At 47.5% G+C, this 17881-nt stretch carries 17 protein-coding genes; 11 read left to right on the forward strand and 6 right to left on the reverse strand.

Annotated elements, in window-relative coordinates; all coding sequences use genetic code 11:
• The first annotated feature begins 11 nt into the window (after positions 1-11).
• A complete protein-coding gene (gene nosR, locus AC566Q_RS20575) occupies positions 12-1310 on the forward strand; it encodes a response regulator c-di-GMP phosphodiesterase, NosR family (RefSeq protein ID WP_499610216.1) in 1299 nt (432 codons plus the stop codon).
• Between the two features lie 64 nt (positions 1311-1374).
• Here nosR and map read toward each other — a convergent pair whose 3' ends face one another.
• The 3 genes from map to dps form a co-directional block, all read right to left on the reverse strand.
• On the reverse strand, positions 1375-2163 hold the full coding sequence (gene map, locus AC566Q_RS20580) for a type I methionyl aminopeptidase (RefSeq protein ID WP_499610219.1): 789 nt from the start codon (positions 2161-2163) through the stop codon (positions 1375-1377).
• The gene (locus tag AC566Q_RS20585) at positions 2156-2362 is read right to left on the reverse strand and encodes a ParD-like family protein (RefSeq protein ID WP_123323780.1); all 207 of its coding nucleotides are present in this window, start codon (positions 2360-2362) and stop codon (positions 2156-2158) included. The genes map and AC566Q_RS20585 overlap by 8 nt, the downstream gene beginning before the upstream one ends.
• 147 nt (positions 2363-2509) lie before the next feature.
• Positions 2510-3022, reverse strand: a complete 513-nt coding sequence (gene dps / locus AC566Q_RS20590) for a DNA starvation/stationary phase protection protein Dps (RefSeq protein ID WP_105932818.1) — start codon at positions 3020-3022, stop codon at positions 2510-2512.
• Between the two features lie 363 nt (positions 3023-3385).
• On the opposite strand from dps, the gene gorA reads away from it, so the two are divergent.
• The 3 genes from gorA (at position 3386) to AC566Q_RS20605 (ending at position 5495) form a co-directional block, all read left to right on the forward strand.
• The gene (gene gorA / locus AC566Q_RS20595) at positions 3386-4732 is read left to right on the forward strand and encodes a glutathione-disulfide reductase (RefSeq protein WP_499617570.1); all 1347 of its coding nucleotides are present in this window, start codon (positions 3386-3388) and stop codon (positions 4730-4732) included.
• 133 nt (positions 4733-4865) lie between these two features.
• On the forward strand, positions 4866-5267 hold the full coding sequence (locus AC566Q_RS20600; protein ID WP_499610224.1) for a transposase: 402 nt from the start codon (positions 4866-4868) through the stop codon (positions 5265-5267).
• Between the two features lie 60 nt (positions 5268-5327).
• The gene (locus tag AC566Q_RS20605; RefSeq protein ID WP_499610228.1) at positions 5328-5495 is read left to right on the forward strand and encodes a hypothetical protein; all 168 of its coding nucleotides are present in this window, start codon (positions 5328-5330) and stop codon (positions 5493-5495) included.
• A gap of 607 nt (positions 5496-6102) precedes the next feature.
• Here AC566Q_RS20605 and AC566Q_RS20610 read toward each other — a convergent pair.
• Complete coding sequence (locus AC566Q_RS20610; protein WP_499610234.1) at positions 6103-6429, reverse strand: hypothetical protein; 327 nt, start codon at positions 6427-6429, stop codon at positions 6103-6105.
• A 25-nt stretch (positions 6430-6454) separates the two neighbouring features.
• Here AC566Q_RS20610 and AC566Q_RS20615 point away from each other — a divergent pair, with 25 nt between their 5' ends.
• From AC566Q_RS20615 to AC566Q_RS20635, 5 genes are read left to right on the forward strand one after another with little or no spacing between them, the layout of a single operon-like run.
• On the forward strand, positions 6455-6634 hold the full coding sequence (locus AC566Q_RS20615) for a hypothetical protein (protein ID WP_499610237.1): 180 nt from the start codon (positions 6455-6457) through the stop codon (positions 6632-6634).
• Between the two features lie 17 nt (positions 6635-6651).
• Entirely contained in the window at positions 6652-7425 is a 774-nt protein-coding gene (locus AC566Q_RS20620; RefSeq protein WP_499610243.1) for an ETEC_3214 domain-containing protein, read from the forward strand.
• Positions 7426-7438: 13 nt separating this feature from the next.
• Entirely contained in the window at positions 7439-8758 is a 1320-nt protein-coding gene (locus AC566Q_RS20625) for a transglycosylase SLT domain-containing protein (protein ID WP_499610246.1), read from the forward strand.
• A gap of 15 nt (positions 8759-8773) precedes the next feature.
• A complete protein-coding gene (locus AC566Q_RS20630; RefSeq protein WP_499610248.1) occupies positions 8774-9679 on the forward strand; it encodes a hypothetical protein in 906 nt (301 codons plus the stop codon).
• Positions 9680-9697: 18 nt separating this feature from the next.
• Entirely contained in the window at positions 9698-10696 is a 999-nt protein-coding gene (locus AC566Q_RS20635; protein ID WP_273072034.1) for a hypothetical protein, read from the forward strand.
• Between the two features lie 504 nt (positions 10697-11200).
• Here the strand turns inward: AC566Q_RS20635 and AC566Q_RS20640 are convergent.
• Positions 11201-11917, reverse strand: coding sequence for a hypothetical protein (locus tag AC566Q_RS20640; protein ID WP_499610252.1), 717 nt, complete (start codon positions 11915-11917; stop codon positions 11201-11203).
• Between the two features lie 265 nt (positions 11918-12182).
• Here AC566Q_RS20640 and AC566Q_RS20645 point away from each other — a divergent pair, with 265 nt between their 5' ends.
• The gene (locus AC566Q_RS20645) at positions 12183-13712 is read left to right on the forward strand and encodes a DUF3369 domain-containing protein (RefSeq protein ID WP_499610255.1); all 1530 of its coding nucleotides are present in this window, start codon (positions 12183-12185) and stop codon (positions 13710-13712) included.
• 150 nt (positions 13713-13862) lie between these two features.
• On the forward strand, positions 13863-17222 hold the full coding sequence (locus tag AC566Q_RS20650) for an amidohydrolase family protein (protein WP_499610258.1): 3360 nt from the start codon (positions 13863-13865) through the stop codon (positions 17220-17222).
• A 61-nt stretch (positions 17223-17283) separates the two neighbouring features.
• On the opposite strand, the gene gloA is transcribed toward AC566Q_RS20650, so the two are convergent.
• Positions 17284-17817 carry a lactoylglutathione lyase gene (gloA, locus tag AC566Q_RS20655; RefSeq protein WP_499610261.1) on the reverse strand — a complete coding sequence of 178 codons (534 nt, stop codon included), beginning with the start codon at positions 17815-17817 and terminating at the stop codon, positions 17284-17286.
• Positions 17818-17881 lie beyond the last annotated feature (64 nt).

Genomic DNA, 17881 nt, shown 5'->3' on the forward strand with positions numbered 1-17881 from the left:
GAGGAACTACTATGCCGAACACCGAAGCTGCAACGCCAAGATACTCAGTACTTTGTGTTGATGATGAACAAAATATTTTACGCTCCATCAAGCGAGCGCTGTTTTCATTGAAAATCGATCTGACCCTTGCAGAGAGCGGTGAAGAAGCCCTGGCGATTATGGAGCAGAAAACCATTCATGTGGTGATTTCGGATATGAAGATGCCGCACATGACCGGCGCCGAACTGCTCGAAAAAGTAGCCGCAAAATATCCAGACACGTTCCGGGTGGTGCTAACCGGCTTTGCGGATATCGACGCCACCATAAAAGCCGTTAACCAGGGGCGAATTCATCGTTATCTGCAAAAGCCCTGGGACAATCAGGAGCTGATTAATACTATCGAAGAAGGGCTCGAACGCATTAAGCTCAAAGACGAAAATGCCCGCTTGCAAAAACTGACTCGCTTGCAAAACGCCAAACTGAAAGAGGTCAACAACGACCTGGAAAAAACGGTTCAAAAACGCACCCGGCAAATTAAAGCGGCGCTTAACCGCATTGAAACCCGCAACCGTGCACTGGAGCAGGTACTGTTTAATGTGATTTCTATTAATCCGGATATCGACGGCAAATTTGCCATTGAGGTGAGTGAGCTCAGTAAAAAACTGGCCGCCAAACTCGGCTGCAACACAGATGAGAAAAAGCTCTATGCTTATGCCAGCCTGATTGGCGAATTAGGGTTATTGGGATTACAACCTGAAAACTTCCGCCCGCCGTTTGCCAAACTGACTTATCAGCAGCAAAAAGATTACCTGTCACAGACTCACCTGGCCAAGATGATCCTGGCGCCAGCCGAACATATGCAGCCCATCAGTGAAATTATCGAGTTTCAGTTTGAGCACTATAATGGCAGCGGTTTATACCACAAAGTGGCTAAGGAAATTCCGCTGGGCGCGCGGATTCATGCCATCGCCCGCGACTACTGGCGCATGGTTGGCGGCCGCATGAGTGCTCAGCGCATGGAGCCAAGAGACGCCAAAGCAGAGCTGAAAAAACATCGTAATACCCGTTATGATGGCGAAATTCTTGATTTACTGCTTAGCGACCATGATATTCATAAGCCCAGCTTTATCGAAAATCACCTAACCAGTGAAGAACTGGCGGCTGGTATGGTACTGGGCAACAACCTGTACAATGATAATCATATTCTGCTGCTACCTGCCGGCCATGTATTTTCAGAGGCGACCATCGCCAAGCTGAAACAATACGAACGTGAGCACAAGCGTCACTTTGAGATTTTAATTGAAAATGAAAAAAGCAAAGAAACTACCTAAGCAGGATTTTATAGCGTTTTTTGTTCGCCAGGCATAGCGACAGCCATAGGCGCTGTCGCAGTGCTCAGTTTAAGACTGCCGGTATCTGCTCTTCCGGGCGCAGCGTTAACACTTCGTAACCATCGGCTGTCACGGCAATGGTATGTTCCCATTGTGCTGATAACTTTCGATCGCGGGTAATCACCGTCCAGCCGTCTTTTTTCAGTTTGGTTTTATGGGTGCCCTGATTAATCATGGGCTCAATGGTAAACACCATGCCCTCGCGCAAAACCAGTCCGGTACCGGGCGTTCCCACATGCAATATTTGTGGTTCTTCATGCATTTCGCGGCCGATGCCATGACCGCAATATTCTCTTACCACGCTGTAACCATGTTGCTCGGCATGCCGCTGTACGGCGTCACCGATATCGCCAATACGGGCTCCGGGCTTAACCGATTCGATGCCTTTCCACATGGCTTCGTAGGTGACTTTTACCAGCCGGTGTGCCAGTGGTGAAACTTCACCTATACAATACATTTTGCTGCTATCAGCAATGTAGCCATTCTTTTCCAGGGTGATGTCCAGATTAACAATATCCCCTTTGCGCAGGGCTTTGGCCGCCGACGGTACGCCGTGGCAGATAACCTCGTTCACAGAGGTATTTAAAGCGTATTCATAACCATACTGCCCTTTACTGGCAGGCCGGCTTTTAAGCGTATCAACAATATAGTGCTCCACAAATTCGTTGATCGCCATGGTGGTTACACCGGCGGCAACAAATTCATCCAAAGCACCAAACACACGCGCCAGCAACTGACCGGCCTCGCGCATTAATGCCACTTCCTGTGGCGTTTTAATTATCACTTTACTCATTAACCAGCCGGACCTTATTCACTTTCTGCTGGCGCATCTCCTGCTCCAGAATTTGCTCGTAAGTAAGCGAAGGGTTTTGTTCTGCTAAGCGGCCTATTTTCATCCAGAACTCAGCCTGAGAATTAATTGAGCGCTCCATCACCACGCTGTTCTTGCGCACCTCTTCGTGCAATTGATCAGAGATTTTTACGATGCCCATCAGACACACCCCAAACGCTACATAACACTACACATTGCTACACTATATACTCAACCAGATGACCATGCAAAAAAAAGCCCGCGGCCGGGAGGCTGCGGGCAAAATGGGAAGTTACACACATGAAGAAAGAAATGTTACAAGCTACTGCTAGCTTTTAAGTTCACCGCTCGCTGATTCAATATGCGCGCGGACAAACCACTGGAACTGCTCGAGCTGAGCTAGTTGACCGGTTACCATATCTTCAGATACCGGGTCGAGTTCACTCAGGGTATCAATGGCCTTACGATGGTCTTCGTTGACACCGTTATACACTTTATCCAGCGCAGTCAGATGGTCTGTTACCAGGCCTTTACCTACTGAATAATCGTCCCAGCGACGACGCTCTACAATCGATTTTGGCGTACCTACCGGCACACCGCCAAGGGTGGCAATACGCTCGGCTATGGTGTCGGTCATTTCACGAACTGCTTCCACCTGTGGGTCAAGCATTTCATGCACACCAATAAAGTTCGGTCCTACCACATTCCAGTGAATGTGCTTAAGCGTAAGCTGTAAATCAATCAAGGCGACCATACGGTCATCAAGCACAGAGATAGCATCTTTTGCTGCATTGTCTTTAATGCCCGGGGCGGTAAATTCTGCAATTTTTACGTTGCTCATAATTCCTCCTGCTCGTTAAAAGTCGTAAGGCTGATACGGTATCAACCTTTCAAATTCGTACGATTAAGAGGTTGCATAGCCTGTGCCGGATTGCCGCCAAAGGCCTTAATCCCCGCCATACCTGGCTTTCAACGCCACCAGCCAAAGTGTAGAGCCCTCATTACCATGCGTTCATAGAGGTAAATAATGCATGCGCCTGTAAATTCTTCAGAGCACTAGCCCTGCTGAAAGTAAATAATCCCATAGCGGGTCTTTAAGGTAACCCTGGGCGACTGACTCGCTGCCTGTCATGCACAGAGTAAGTTTGTCCGGTTATCCGAAATCATGCACAATAGCAGCACTACAATGACGAGAGAATTTGCGATGCAAGAGTTTGACTATATCTGTATTGGCGGCGGCAGTGGCGGCATTGCCTCGGCCAACCGGGCAGCAAAACACGGCAAGAAAGTCCTGCTTATTGAAGCAAAAGCGGTGGGCGGTACCTGTGTAAATGTGGGCTGTGTGCCTAAAAAAGCTATGTGGTACGGCGCTCAGGTAGCAGAAGCCATTCATAAGTACGGTCCGGATTACGGCTTTGATGTAACGGTTAATAAATTTGACTGGTCTACGCTGGTTAAGAACCGTCAGGCGTACATATCTCGCATTCATGCCTCTTACGACCGGGTGCTGGGCAACAATCAGGTAACCCTGCTCAAAGGTTATGCAAAATTCGTTAACAACACTACCGTGGAAGTCGACGGTGAACAGTACACTGCCCCGCATATTCTGATCGCAACCGGCGGTAAGCCATTCCGCCCGGATATCCCCGGCGCAGAGTACGGTATCGACTCGGACGGTTTCTTTGAGCTCGACGAGCAACCAAGACGTGTTGCCGTAGTAGGCGGTGGTTATATAGGTGTGGAACTGGCTGGCGTGCTGCACGCGCTGGGCAGTGAAACCCACTCTATCCTGCGTCAGGAATTACCGTTACGCGGTTTTGATGCCATGTTGCAGGAAACGCTTAAGACCCTGATGCTCGAAGAAGGCATCGATATTCACGAAAAAACCGAAATCAAACAAGTTACTAAACTGGACAACGGCGATCTGGAACTGGCGTTAACCGATGGCAATACGCTTACCGTTGACTGCCTGATCTGGGCCACCGGCCGCAAGCCAAATACCGCAACGATTGGCCTGGATAACACCGACGTTGAAATGCGCCACAACGGGCAGATAGTGGTCGATAAGTTTCAGAATACCAACGTTGAGGGCATTTATGCGGTGGGCGATATTACCGGCCAGCCTGAATTAACCCCGGTAGCGGTTAAAGCCGGGCGGATGTTGAGCGAGCGCCTGTTTAACGGCCAGACCAACGCCCACCTCGACTACGATCTGGTGCCTACAGTGGTCTTCAGCCACCCGCCAATTGGTACCATTGGAATGACTGAAAGCGAGGCAGAAGCTAAGTTTGGTAAAGATAACCTGACCATTTACCGTTCTAACTTTGCGGCCATGTATACCGCTGTCACCCATCATCGCCAGCTCACCAGTATGAAGCTTATCTGTGCCGGCGAAGAGCAGAAGGTAGTAGGTTTACACGGCATAGGTTATGCCATGGATGAAATCCTGCAAGGCTTTGGCGTGGCAATCAAAATGGGCGCCACCAAAGCTGACTTTGACGCTTGTATTGCTATTCACCCCACTAGCGCCGAAGAATTTGTCACCCTCTAAAAGCGCTTCGGGTAAGTTAAACCCTAAGCCGGGCTAGTCTGGAAAACCATACTGACCTTTTAAATTAATGAAAGTTAACTTGAAAGGTTGTTATGGTTTTCTCCGTTTACTCCAACTCTTTTTGGGGTAGTAGTTGATACTTGCAAACGAAGACGTAAAAGCAAAAGAGCCCATTAAAAGGCTTCTAACTTTTGCCGATAGCAAGTTTTCCTGCGAGCGCCGCCAGACCCGTATAGATATTCCCCCCCCCCGAATGGACAACTTGTTGCCGTGGTCTCTACCACTGAAAGTAATTGCCCCTTTTACGCTAAAGCAGGCAACGGTCGCCATCCTTATTTGCTTAGAGACCATGCTTCGCATTCACTGTATGCAACAATGGTATAGCCTTGGTGATGAAACGATGGAAGATGCAATGTATGAAATTGCTTCGATGCGTCAGTTTGCGCAACTGTCAGTGGATAAAGCGATTCCTTACCGCACTACCATTATGAACTTTCGGCACTTGCCGAAACAGCACAAACTGACTGGCAAATGATTCAAAACGTTCAACCAATGGCTGTCGGACTGCGGTGAGATGATGACGCAGGATACACTGGTGGATATTACAGTTATTGAAGCGCCCTGCCCCACTAAAACTAAAAAGAATAAACGTGACCTGATTAAGTTGAAAAACCTGTTGTACGGCAACGAGGAATTCATCTCTGGCGATACCGGATACCAAAAAAGCGGGAAGAGCTGCAATATAAGGATTTGGAATGGCTGATTGCCAAACGACCATGTAAAGTCCGGGGACTGAAAAGCATCCCCAAAAAAACAAAACGGCCATAGACATCGAATACTTAAACGCCAGCATCCGAGCAAAAATCAAACAACCGTTCCGCATTGTCAGATGCCAATTTTGTTTTATCAAAGCTCGCTGCAAGGAACTGGAAAAAAAAACGACAGTCGATTGGCTATGTTATCCACTCTGGCGAATCTGCTTAAAGTTGACCAGATGCTGCGACGACAGCCAAGATCTGCCTGGAATCCGGAAATAGCCCGGAGTTTGGCATAAAGCGGCGATATGTCGACCCAAATAGCAAATAATAGTTCAAAGAACAGCCAGATGACGTAATGATTTAATTTTTCACTAAATTGCAGGATTTGTCCGCAGTGCTTTAACCAAACATTCATATATAAATCAAATGCTTTATTTAGGTATTTATTTCAGTACCTATGAGTTAGTTTACATTCTCAAAATATTGTACTAGCTGTACTAGCTGTGTTATGAATAACAGGGTCGGTATAAATCTTAACGAAATCAAATGGATTTGAACGCGGCGTTCTAGTCCGTGCAAATAAATGGAGTAAATAATGCTGAAACGCAATCTTCAGTTAATCACCTTGTCTACCCTCGCTGCTTTAATAACAGGTTGTAATTCAACGTCAAATACAAACGCCACCGAAATGGGAATGGCGATACCTTCCTGGGTAACAAACCCTGTTGCAGAGTCTGGTTTAGCAGCGTCATCATGTGTCGCAGCATCAAACAGTTTTTCTATGGATAAAACGCAAGCCGCGACGATGGCCAGGACCGAACTAGCGGCACAATTAGACGCACGGGTATCTTCTTTACAAGAGCAATACGCCCAAACGACATCCAATGCTAGCAGCAGTACTTCCAACACCAACTTTTCGACCACCACCACGCAGTTCATTAACCAAGCACTACAGGGGTCGAAAGTGACTAAAGTAGACTACGCCAAAATAGGCCAACAAGAAAATGTATGCGCGTTGGTCACGGTTTCTGAAGACAACGCCAAACGTTTGTTTGAACGCGTAATGAACAGTGCACCTACCAAGCTAAGCCCTGAAGACGAAACCCTGCTTTATCTAAACTTTTTGAAGTCAGAAAATCAGTAAAGCGTTAGGTGCTGGTAATGAGTGACGAGAATAGAAGTATAGATAGCGCTAGAAACGCACCTGCTCGTAAAAAAACAATTTACGAGTATTTTGTAGCAGGTACCCTTGGTCTTATGGCGTTAGGACAATGGGGCGACACAAAAGATGTTATTGTTGAAGCATGGCGACTCACTCTTTCTAACTTTACACACCAATATGAATACGAGTCGTTAGATCATATTAACATAGGCAGCAATTTAAGTTACATAAAAACACTAATCGGCGAACCGCAGCTAACTAAAGACAGTAAGTATAGCGAAGCCATTAGCTTTGCTTACTACCTCAAAGAAAAGTATATACTAACGCTGGTAATAGAAGAAAATCGCGTAAGTGCGTACACCATTACCAGCCTAGTTGACGACTTTGTACCCCACAGCCTGTTAAGTAAAACCGCTGCCGGCGATAAAACCACCATTGCCGATAACTATGGCACGTTTCAAGACTTCACACTGGACTTCAATAACGTAGAATATTTATTGGTCATGGAAGAGCTGGGCAAAGAAAAGTTATTTGTAAACAACTATTTTGGCGCTATTAGCTACAGCGAAGATACCCGTTTACCACGCGCGGAGATAAGGGAAATCTACAACACCTTAAGCATGAATGAGACATCAACAGTAGCGCGAGAAGAAGTGAAGCAGTTAACAACGAAAGTCGTAAATAACTTTTATGGCGCGGGTGAAAATAACCTATCCACCATCGCTGACTCAGTATTAACCCACTTTGAATACTCTTTGTACTACAAAAAATAAGGACATATTTGCCATGCTGCAAAACAAAGCGTTAATGAGTGTAGTCATTACATCGATGCTATTAACCGCTCCTACACAGGCGCAACAAAATAAATTCGATGAATATAAAAAACAACAAAAAGCGAAATACGAACGTTTTGCTGACGACTACATTCAGCGGTATGAAGCATTTAAAGCCCAACTAATTGAAAAATGGGGGGTAGCAGAATTAAGCTCATCCACAGAATATGTGGCCTATTCAGACGACAACAATGTAAAAGTCATTGCTGACTTTGAAAACGACACTATTGAAGTGAGCATTCACGAAGATGCCCTGAACGCGCTTAGCAAAGAAGAACAAAACGAAGCCGTAAAAACAGCTATTGAAAGCACGTTAAACCTGTCGGCACCTGAAGCGAATAAGTTCAATCCCGAATTTGCGATTCTTGAGAGCCAGGCGTCGAAAAAATACGACACAACAACGCTGACTCATAGAAAAACCTCAGCTCCTACCCTACTTAACGCATTGGGCATAAAAAACGATGTGGAATTGCAAGAATCTATTGCCGGCGCAAAAGAGGTGCCAGCGGGACAACAGGCAGACATAGTTACCCAGCGAACTAAATCCCGCCTAGCAGAGCAAATTGCCGAAGTGAAACAATTCGCAGCTCGCGAGGATGTGCCTGAACAAAAAAAAGAGCAAGCCGAAAAAACCGCACTAATGCTGACTGCCGATCTAAATGAAGTGTCTGCCGCAAAAATAGATGCTACTGTAAAAAACACCAAATCTTACAAAATTCAGCTTCACCGCGCCCGTTATGACAAAGCAACTAACTACTTGGACGCCGTATATCAACAAGCAGAACGTTGGCAGGTAGCTCAGGATACGCTGTTAGCAGTAATTGAAACCGAGAGCCACTTTAATCCAATGGCCAAGTCGCACATTCCTGCTTATGGGTTAATGCAGATAGTACCCGCCACCGCCGGTGCAGATGTAAATAACAAAGTCTTTTCAAAGGAAAAAAAACCAACTCCAGAAGAGTTGTTTAACGGCGAGCGCAACATTGAATTCGGCAGCGCATATTTCAATATTTTAATGACCCGTTACCTGAAAGAAGTTGAGGATCCCACCAGCCGCATGTATTGCGCTATTGCTGCCTACAACACCGGCATTGGAAACCTTTCCCGAGCGTTTAATAATGGTGAACGCGGCAGAATGGCGGCCATTAAGCAAATTAATCAAATGACGCCAGAGCAAGTGATGCGAGTAATAAAAAGCAAAACGCATACTGAAACGCAACGCTATTTAGACAAAGTGTTAAGCAGTAAAGCGTACTTTGCACAACACATTTAACGCAGAGGTTTGGCAATGCGACAACTACTGTTCTTATTACTGTTTGCGGCTTTTTCTGCAACAAGTATTGAGTTACCAGCAGATACACCTGAGCATATTTACGGCATAGGCAGCGACACGAGTTACGACTTGGCACAAAAAGCGGCCATGGCAGATATTGTGATGAAGCTGGCTACCCGGGTAAATGCGAGTACCCAAATTAGCCAAACCAAAAGCAATACTAAAACCCAGGTAAATGCTCAATCACGAGTGATAGCCGAAAGTCGGGGCATAGAGCTTCCGAATGTAGACGTAATAGATAGCGAACAAACACAGGGCCGATGGCAAGTGGTTGTGCGAGTAGAACGCGATCAGGTTAAGCGTTCTATCAAGCATCAACTCGACACGCTAAACAGTGATTTGCGATTTACCCTGGAAGAGTTTGAGAACCATTATGCGCCGTCGTGTTTCTATGCACTAAGCAACGAAGAAAGCAAAATAACGCAGCTTAGTGAATTAATTCCAGCATACATTGGTATCGGCAGTGAAAAAGGGGCTGAAGCACCGTTTTACAGCACCATCAACATCTTTGAACGCACATACAAACGCTGCAAAAAGCGCAACCGTTATACGCTTACCTTCTCAGAACCGGTGTCAAGTATACTTGAGAACTCAACAAAAGCGCTACTGAAAAAAAATGGCTTTGAAGTGGTTAGTCAGGGTGAAAACACGGGTAATGTGCAATTTAACATTAAAACCAAATCTTCATATTTTAATAAAACGCACCTCACCATTCTCACAACTGAAATTCTGGTGTTCGACGAAAACGAGTCACTGAAATTTAAAGATTCGTTCAAAGTAAAAGGCGCCTCATTCAAATCAAGCAATGAATCGGTAGCAAAAGCCGAACAAGCGTTACTGCAACGCGTGAAACTAAAATAAAAAACAAAGGACCTGAAAATGAGAAAAGCACACATCTTAACTGGTTTAGCCGCCGCATTGACTATAACTGCATGCGGATCTACTGCCCCAACGGCCTTGCCAACTTACCCGGACGTAAGTATTCCTGCATTGCCCGGCGCACCGACTGATGCTGGCAGCGTTAAAAGCAATAAACTATTAGTCGCACCGGGCGTTAAAAGTAATGTACCTTCATTTATACAAAGCATGTTCGTAGATACCGTTAACACATTCGTTACAGAAAGCGGCTCTGAAGTCATTGACCGTCAGTTGGCACAGCGCTTTATTGACGAAATTCAGCTAAAAGAAAACTTGTCTGAAAGCTACGACACTTATGAAGGTCCGGTTGAAGCCAAATTTGTAATTATCCCGACCATTACCGATTATTCATGGAGTAGTGAGTACGAAAAAGCAGAATCACGTAAAAATAAAGACGGTGAAAGGGTACATTACCCGGCTGAATGTGACTACACAGGTAAGGTAAAGGGTAATTTGCAGATTCGTGCATTGCCCTCAATGAAGCAAATTCTGTCATTGAACTTAACCGGCAGAGAAAGCGGCTCGAAAGAAAACCCGCCGAGCAGAAAATGTGACGAGCCAAGCATGATAAACGGTGCAATTAAAGGGGCCATTGCCGACTTGCTGGTAAAAGGTAACAGCGATTATGTTACCTTAAGCAAGTATGTAAGCTCACAAGGCATGATTACTGGCGCGAAAAAAGCCGAAGGCGATATATATTTTGAAACAAACCTAGGCCGTTTGAATGGCGCAAAAGAAGAAGCTGCGGTGGCTATTTATCAAGAAATTGATGGCGAGTTAGTAAAAATTGCTTCAGGTGAAATGGTAGATAAAGACAATGTGTTCAATAACAAGTCTTACATTACAGTAGATGAAGACTTAGTACCACGCATAAAACGCGGCATGATTGTGATGCTTTCTGGTGAATGTACAGGCTTCGGTTGTAAATGGGATAGAACGTTAAAGGATATGAGCAATTAGCAAGTCCAGCTCTTTTAAACCAAGCACTTGCGCTACGCCGCTAGCTTGATTGATTCCTCCCTCTACCCAGTGCGCTTCGTTAGCCGAAGCGCACTGTTACTACAACTGGGGTTATATGGATTAACCTATTAACGACCCTACATTCCAGTCAAATTTTCTGGCGTGTAACATCTGTGGTGCCCAAAAAATTCTGAGTTGATTGAATTGTTCTTACAAAGCAGATTTGATTTTTAAGCGCCAGAAGTTAAATAATGAAGCCATTTATAATCAGGAAGCGTTAATAGAAAGCGCAGACAACAATTGGTATGAGGCAAATCACAGAGGGAAAAACCACTTTTTTCCTGTACCGCAGCTTATTCAGGAAGTGGAATACCATTTAAAAACCGTATCGTCTTTCACTCGCTGTGGCATACAGGGTGGGCATACATCAATGCGGAAACGGTTGAGCCAGTGCCGCCCGCGCCCTTAAACGGCGAATAGAGGCACAGCACCTTAGATAAGCCATTAACACTGCAGATAAGTTAGGTAAATATCCTCCTGCCGATAAATATTAGTCACTTCGGTTCGTCCGTCCGGATAGTTTTTAGTGATCACTTCCTCAACGACCCAGTCTGTGCTATCAAATTTTGGCTGCTCGCACCTTTTAGGTATTTGTTGAGAAGTTGCAACCCGTTGAGCTTCCCTGAAGCTACGCTGAGACGAAGTACCATAACTCTCAGCGTGAGTAAACGTTCTGCCCACACTCGTTATAGACGCGTCTCTGTTGACTACGATTTCGACCACTCCTCCCTCTACGCGGACATTAAGCACTAGCTCAGATCCATCGACAAATTTACTTATAAGTCTGAACGACGAGCGGTTATTCAGAGTGGAGAAATCACTATTTAAAGGACTAATTACTTTAACTATACCTGCAGATTTGTTCTCTGCTGACATCAATGCGTGAAAACCCGCTTCAGAGACAACCGCGTTATCAATGGCTGTATTTAAGGCCCCGGCACAATTAACATCATTACTGGTATAATCAAGTGCGGTCAGGCAAAGCTCAATTGCTCCAGTTTCTTGATTGGGGCAGGTGGTAAAATCGCTGCCAAGGGTTGTAGCACATGCCTCACCTCTTTCTACACCCAGGAAATTAGCTTGGGTATGCAGCGGATAAGCTGAGAAGAAAAGCGCCATTGCCAAGAGTAAACTGGCTTTTGAGAGTGTTTGTAAATCCATTAATCCATTATTTTAAATGCTGGCTTCATTAACCAGTTATAAGACCCTAACATTTTGCGTAAACTCGTTCAAACAAGCGGCACTTCTTACTGACTAAAAGATGCTTCAGTAAACCTGTGTTCAAAAGCCACCCTGAGGCTCTATGAATTAACAGCTCCTTGCTGGTATAAACTGGCAGGCGGATTCATCAACCTCGTACTATAGTTATTCTACAACCCCTTAAATCGTTAAGAGGTTGTCACAGTGGCAACGAGGTAACCGCATAATGCTCGGTGACGAATTACTGTTTATCAACGATGACGAAACCGATCTCGAAGAAGAGCTATTAGCAGCCTGGACGGTGCTGGTGGTTGATGATGAGCCGGAAATCCACGCCGTCACACGAATGGTGCTGGGCGACTTTGTGTTTGAGCAGCGACCGCTCAACATTATCACCGCCAGCAGTGCCGCTGAAGCCCGCGACATTTTGGTGGCTGATACACACAATGCCATTGCGGTTGCGATTATAGATGTAGTAATGGAAACCACTCAGGCCGGTCTTGAGCTGGTGCGCTGGGTGCGCGAAACGCTAAACAATCACGTCATCAGGCTGATCTTGCGTACCGGTCAGCCCGGCGAGGCACCGGAAGAGCGGGTGATCCGCGATTACGACATTAACGATTATAAAAACAAAACCGAACTCACCGCGCTGCGCCTGAAAACCAGTATGTACGCTGCGCTGAGGGCTTACCGTGACATTCGGCTGATTGAGCGTCACCGACAAGGGCTGGAAAAAATTATCAGCGCCACCACCGAATTTATCGAGTGCGACACCCTCCCGCAATTTGCCTCCGCTATCTTAAATCAAATATCCGTACTGCTGGCAATCGAGACCTCCGATATTATTTGCTGCGCCATTACCCGCGACGTAAAAGCCGGCAACCAGTATAAAATTCTGGCCACCAACTTACAGGGCAAGTCTTTATCTACCATCCCTGCAAATGTGCAAACCCGCATCGAAGAGGCGTTAAAACAACACAGCAATATTCAGGGCTGCGATTACTTTGTGAGTTACTTTACTACCCGCCGGGGCATGGAAAATGTGCTGTACGTAGCGAAAAATGAACCGTTGGAGCCTGTCCAGCATCACTTGCTCTCGTTTTTTGCCAACAACATCGCGGTATCCCACGAAAACCTCAAACTGCGTGAAGTGATCAGGGACTCGCAACGTGAACTCTCGTACATTATTGGTGAGGCGGTGGAACTCCGTTCTAAGGAAACCGGTTCACACGTGCGCCGGGTAGCCCATATCAGTGCACTGCTGGCCAGGCATTACGGCCTAACCGACAGCGAAGCCGAAATGATAAAACTAGCCTCACCGCTGCACGATGTAGGCAAAGTCGCCATCCCGGATTTAATTTTAAACAAGCCCGGCCCACACACTGATGAAGAGCGGCAGGTAATGCAAACCCATGCCAAAGCCGGGTTCGACATGCTACGCAAAAGTGATAACCCGATTTTGCAGCTTGGCGCCACCATTGCCCATGAGCATCATGAATGCTGGGATGGCAGCGGTTACCCAAATGGGCTGAGTGAAAATGCCATTTCAGCGGCCGGGCGCATAGTGGCCGTTGCCGATGTGTTTGACGCGCTGGGCAGTAAACGTTGCTACAAAGGCCCCTGGTCTGAAACGCAAATTCGTGAATACTTCACTGCGCAACGGGGTAAACAGTTTGATCCCAGACTGGTTGATTTGTTACTGGCAAACTTTGCTACCTTCACTGCCATACGCGGCCAATTCCCCGACCCGGAATAAGCGCTGCGATATACCCTGCAAACTTATCCGATGAACTGCAACACCTCACAGTAAACATACTTTATACTGACTGTTAACAATCCAGGGAAGATTGATTTTGCCGCGGGCTCAGTCCCGGCCATTACAACAAAGAAGACGTAGAGAATAACAATGAAACTAACGACAAACCTTCGCACCCCCAAGCAAAAATTAACCTTATTGAGTGCTTCGGTATTCACCTCACTGTGCCTGCTCAGTGCTCCGCTGGCAGCACAGGAAAGCGAAGACGCAGTTACCGAGGACAAGTGGGAAGTGACTAACCCGCCTTACCCTTTGCACGATGTCACCATCAACACCACCGAAACCACCTGGTCGAGCCTCGACGTAGCACCTGATGGCGAATACTTTCTGTTCGACATGTTAGGCGATATTTATAAAGCCGACCTCGACGGCGGCAACGCTAAGCCGTTAACGCAGGATTTTGCCTGGAATATCCACCCGGCCATCTCGCCCGACGGCAGCAAAATTGCGTTTATCTCAGATCGCGGCGGCGTGTCTAACGTGTGGGTGATGGATGCCAACGGTGAAAACCTGCGCCAGGTCACCAAAGAAAAAAATAACACCATTCACTCGCCTAAATGGAGCCCGGATGGCGAATATATTGTGGTGACCAAAGGCATTACCTCTACCCGCAGTATCCCGGCCGGCGAAATCTGGATTTATCACCATTCCGGCGGTAGCGGTCTGCCGATTAAAGAGCGGGTATCCGGTAAACGTGAGCAAAACAACATTACCGATCCGGTGTTCTCTCACGATGGCAACTATATTTACTATACCCAGAGTACCTCTGGCGGTTACCGCTTCGACTATAATCGCGATCCGCTGGAAGGCATTTTTGCCATTACCCGCTTTGATCGCACTACCGGTGAAGAAGACCGCGTTATCTCCGGTACTGGCGGCGCCGTGGTACCAACCCCTTCACCAGACGGTAAGTACATTGCTTTTCTACGTCGTGTGAAGTACGACACCGCGCTGTTCATTAAAGACCTTGCCACCGGTGAAGAAACGCTGCTCACCCGCGATATGGAGCGCGATATGCAGGAAGGCTTTGGTGTAGAAGGTTACTATGCCTACTTTGACTGGACACCTGACAGCAAAGCGATTGTGTACTGGGCCGGCGGAAAGTTTCATAAGCTCAATGTAAAAGATCAATCGGCAGACACCATCGATATCGCCGTTGAGGCCAAACTGCAATACGCCGATGCATTGCGTTTTGATGTAGACGTGGCACCGGATACCTTTAACGTAAAAATGATCCGCTGGTCGCAAAAATCGCCGGGCGGTAAATCTGTGCTGTTTCAGGCGCTGGGCAAACTGTACGTTAAAGATTTAAAAAGTGGCAAAGCGAAACGCCTCACCCGTCAGGATGAGCATGATGAATACTACCCACGCTATTCTGCCGACGGTAAGCGCATTATCTACACTACCTGGAACGACCAGAAGTTAGGTGATGTTCGCATCGTCTCTGCCCGTGGTGGTAAGGGCAAAGTCATAACCCCTGAGCCGGGGCACTACATAGAGCCGGCGTTTTCACCCGATGGCGAGTTAGTGACCTACCGTAAATTTACCGGCGGCTACCTGCTTGACCCGAAGTATTCGGTAGAGCCAGGCTTATACGTGATGGACCTGGATAAAGGCGAACCGAAAAAGGTCAGTAGCTCCGGTACGCAGCCGCACTTTGCCGGCGACAATGAGCGCCTGTTCTTTACCGAACGCAGTTACGACTCTCCCTATGGCGCCACCCAACTGGCCAGTGTAAACCTGCATGGCGACGACCATCGGGTACATTTGTACGGTGCCGACAAGGTAGCGGAATACCGCCTGTCGCCGGATCGCAAATGGGTTGCATTTGTTCATCAGTTTAATACCTACGTTACGCCATACGTAGACAACGGCAAGAAAGTGACTATCGGCCCGAATATGTCTTCTCTGCCGGTGACTCAGCTGTCTGATCGCGCCGGAGAGTACCTCACGTGGGCGCCGGATAGCAGCAGTGTAGGCTGGTTCCATGGCCCCTACTATTTTGAGCGTAAGCTGGAAGACGCGTTTGCCTTTGCCGGTGGTAAATCGGCCGATGAACTGCCGGATCCGCTCTCTGAAGGCCTCGATTTGAGCTTCACCGCCACCAGCGACAAGCCCAGCGGTTATAAGGCGCTCGTAGGTGGTACCGTGGTCACCATGCGCGATGCCGACAATACCCGGGAAGTTATCGAAGACGGTGTGGTGCTGATCCTGGATAACCGCATTGCCGCGGTAGGTAAGCGCGGCGACGTGGATATCCCCGGCGACGCTATGCTTATTGATGCCTCAGGTAAAACCGTTCTGCCCGGGTTAGTGGATACCCACGCCCACGGCGGACAGGGTCGCAGTGAGATCATTCCGCAGCAAAACTGGATGCAGTATTCTAACCTGTCGTTTGGCGTGACCACCATTCACGATCCGTCTAACGATACCACTGAGATCTTTGCCGCGTCAGAGCTGCAACGTGCAGGTGAACGCGTTGCACCGCGCATCTACTCTACCGGGACTATTCTGTACGGTGCAGAGGGTATCGGCTATAAAGCGCAAATAAATAACTATGACGATGCTTACTTCCATGTGCAGCGCCTGAAAGACGCCGGCGCCATTTCGGTGAAAAGCTATAACCAGCCACGTCGTGATCAGCGCCAGCAGGTGTTATGGGCCGCTAATAATCAGCAAATGATGGTGGTGCCGGAAGGCGGTGGTAAGTTCCAGCAAAACCTGACCATGCTGGTTGACGGTCATACCGGCCTTGAGCATTCGCTGCCCATTGCCCGTGGCTATGACGACCTCACCCAGTTATGGAAAGCCACCGACTTTGGTTACACGCCAACTTTTGTGGTGTCTTACGGTGGCCTGATGGGTGAAGAATACTGGTACGATCGCACCGAAGTGTGGAATAACGAACGCCTGCTACGTTATGTCCCTTCTACCAGACTGGATGGCCGTGCCATTCGCCGCCCTACCGCGCCAGATGATCAGTACAACCACGTAAATGTGGCTGAATACGCAAAAGAGCTGCGCGATAATGGCGTAAGTGTACATATTGGTGCGCATGGTCAGCGTGAAGGATTAGCTGCTCACTGGGAAATGTGGCTGATGAATCAGGGCGGCTTTACGCCGTGGGAAGCTCTGCGCGGTGCTACCATTGATGGCGCAACGCATCTTGGCATGGGCAAGGATCTCGGCAGCATTGAGCCGGGTAAACTGGCCGATCTGATGATCACCGACGGCGACGTGCTTAACGACATCCGTCGCAGTGAATATGTCACCTACACCGTGATTAACGGCCGCGTGTATGACGTTGCCACGATGAACGAAATGGGTAGCAAGCAAAAACGCCAGCCGTTCTTCTTTGAAGGTAACAACAAAGCCTTTATGCCGCAGCAAACGGCGACAGAAGTGGAGGCCAAGGCGCACCAGTATCACTGGAAGCATACCAACCACTAAACGCAAAAGCCGGAACCTATGTTCCGGCTTTTTTATACTGCCTTGATACTTCTATTGCGCGTTAGCTTCCTAAATTCGCTACACGTTGTGCATCAAAAATCTCAATCCAGTATCCGTCGGGGTCTTTGATAAAGGCAATATTATTCATACTGCCATCTTCCAGACGTTTTTGAAATTCAACGCCGAGTTCTTCAAAGCGCTTACACGCCCCTTGCAGATCCGGTACGTGGAAACCTATATGACCAAAGCCGCGGGGATCGCTATTACCGTTATGATAACTGGTGGTTTCGGCGCTGTCGTCCCAATTGTGCGTGAGCTCCAGCATGGCCGGACGGCCAAAGGTTTGCGCTGTTCGCTTAGCTTCATCTTCGCTGATGTCAGAAAAATCTTCGCCGGTGGTGAGAAAATATAAACTGAACTTCATTTCCGGAAAGTCGAGCTTGCGCAGCAGGGTCATGCCCATTACACGGGTATAAAAATCCAGCGAACGGACCGGATCGGCTATCCGTAACATGGTCTGGTTAAATACAAAGCCGTCGGTGGCCGGGTCTTTTTGTTCACACAAGCCTTCGGCTTGTTCAAAGTGGCGAGACATACGATGCCCTCATTTGATTTTAAATTGATATATAAAACTGGGGACTAAACACATTTTCACAATC

The sequence above is a fragment of the Alteromonas sp. H02 genome (assembly GCF_059682525.1).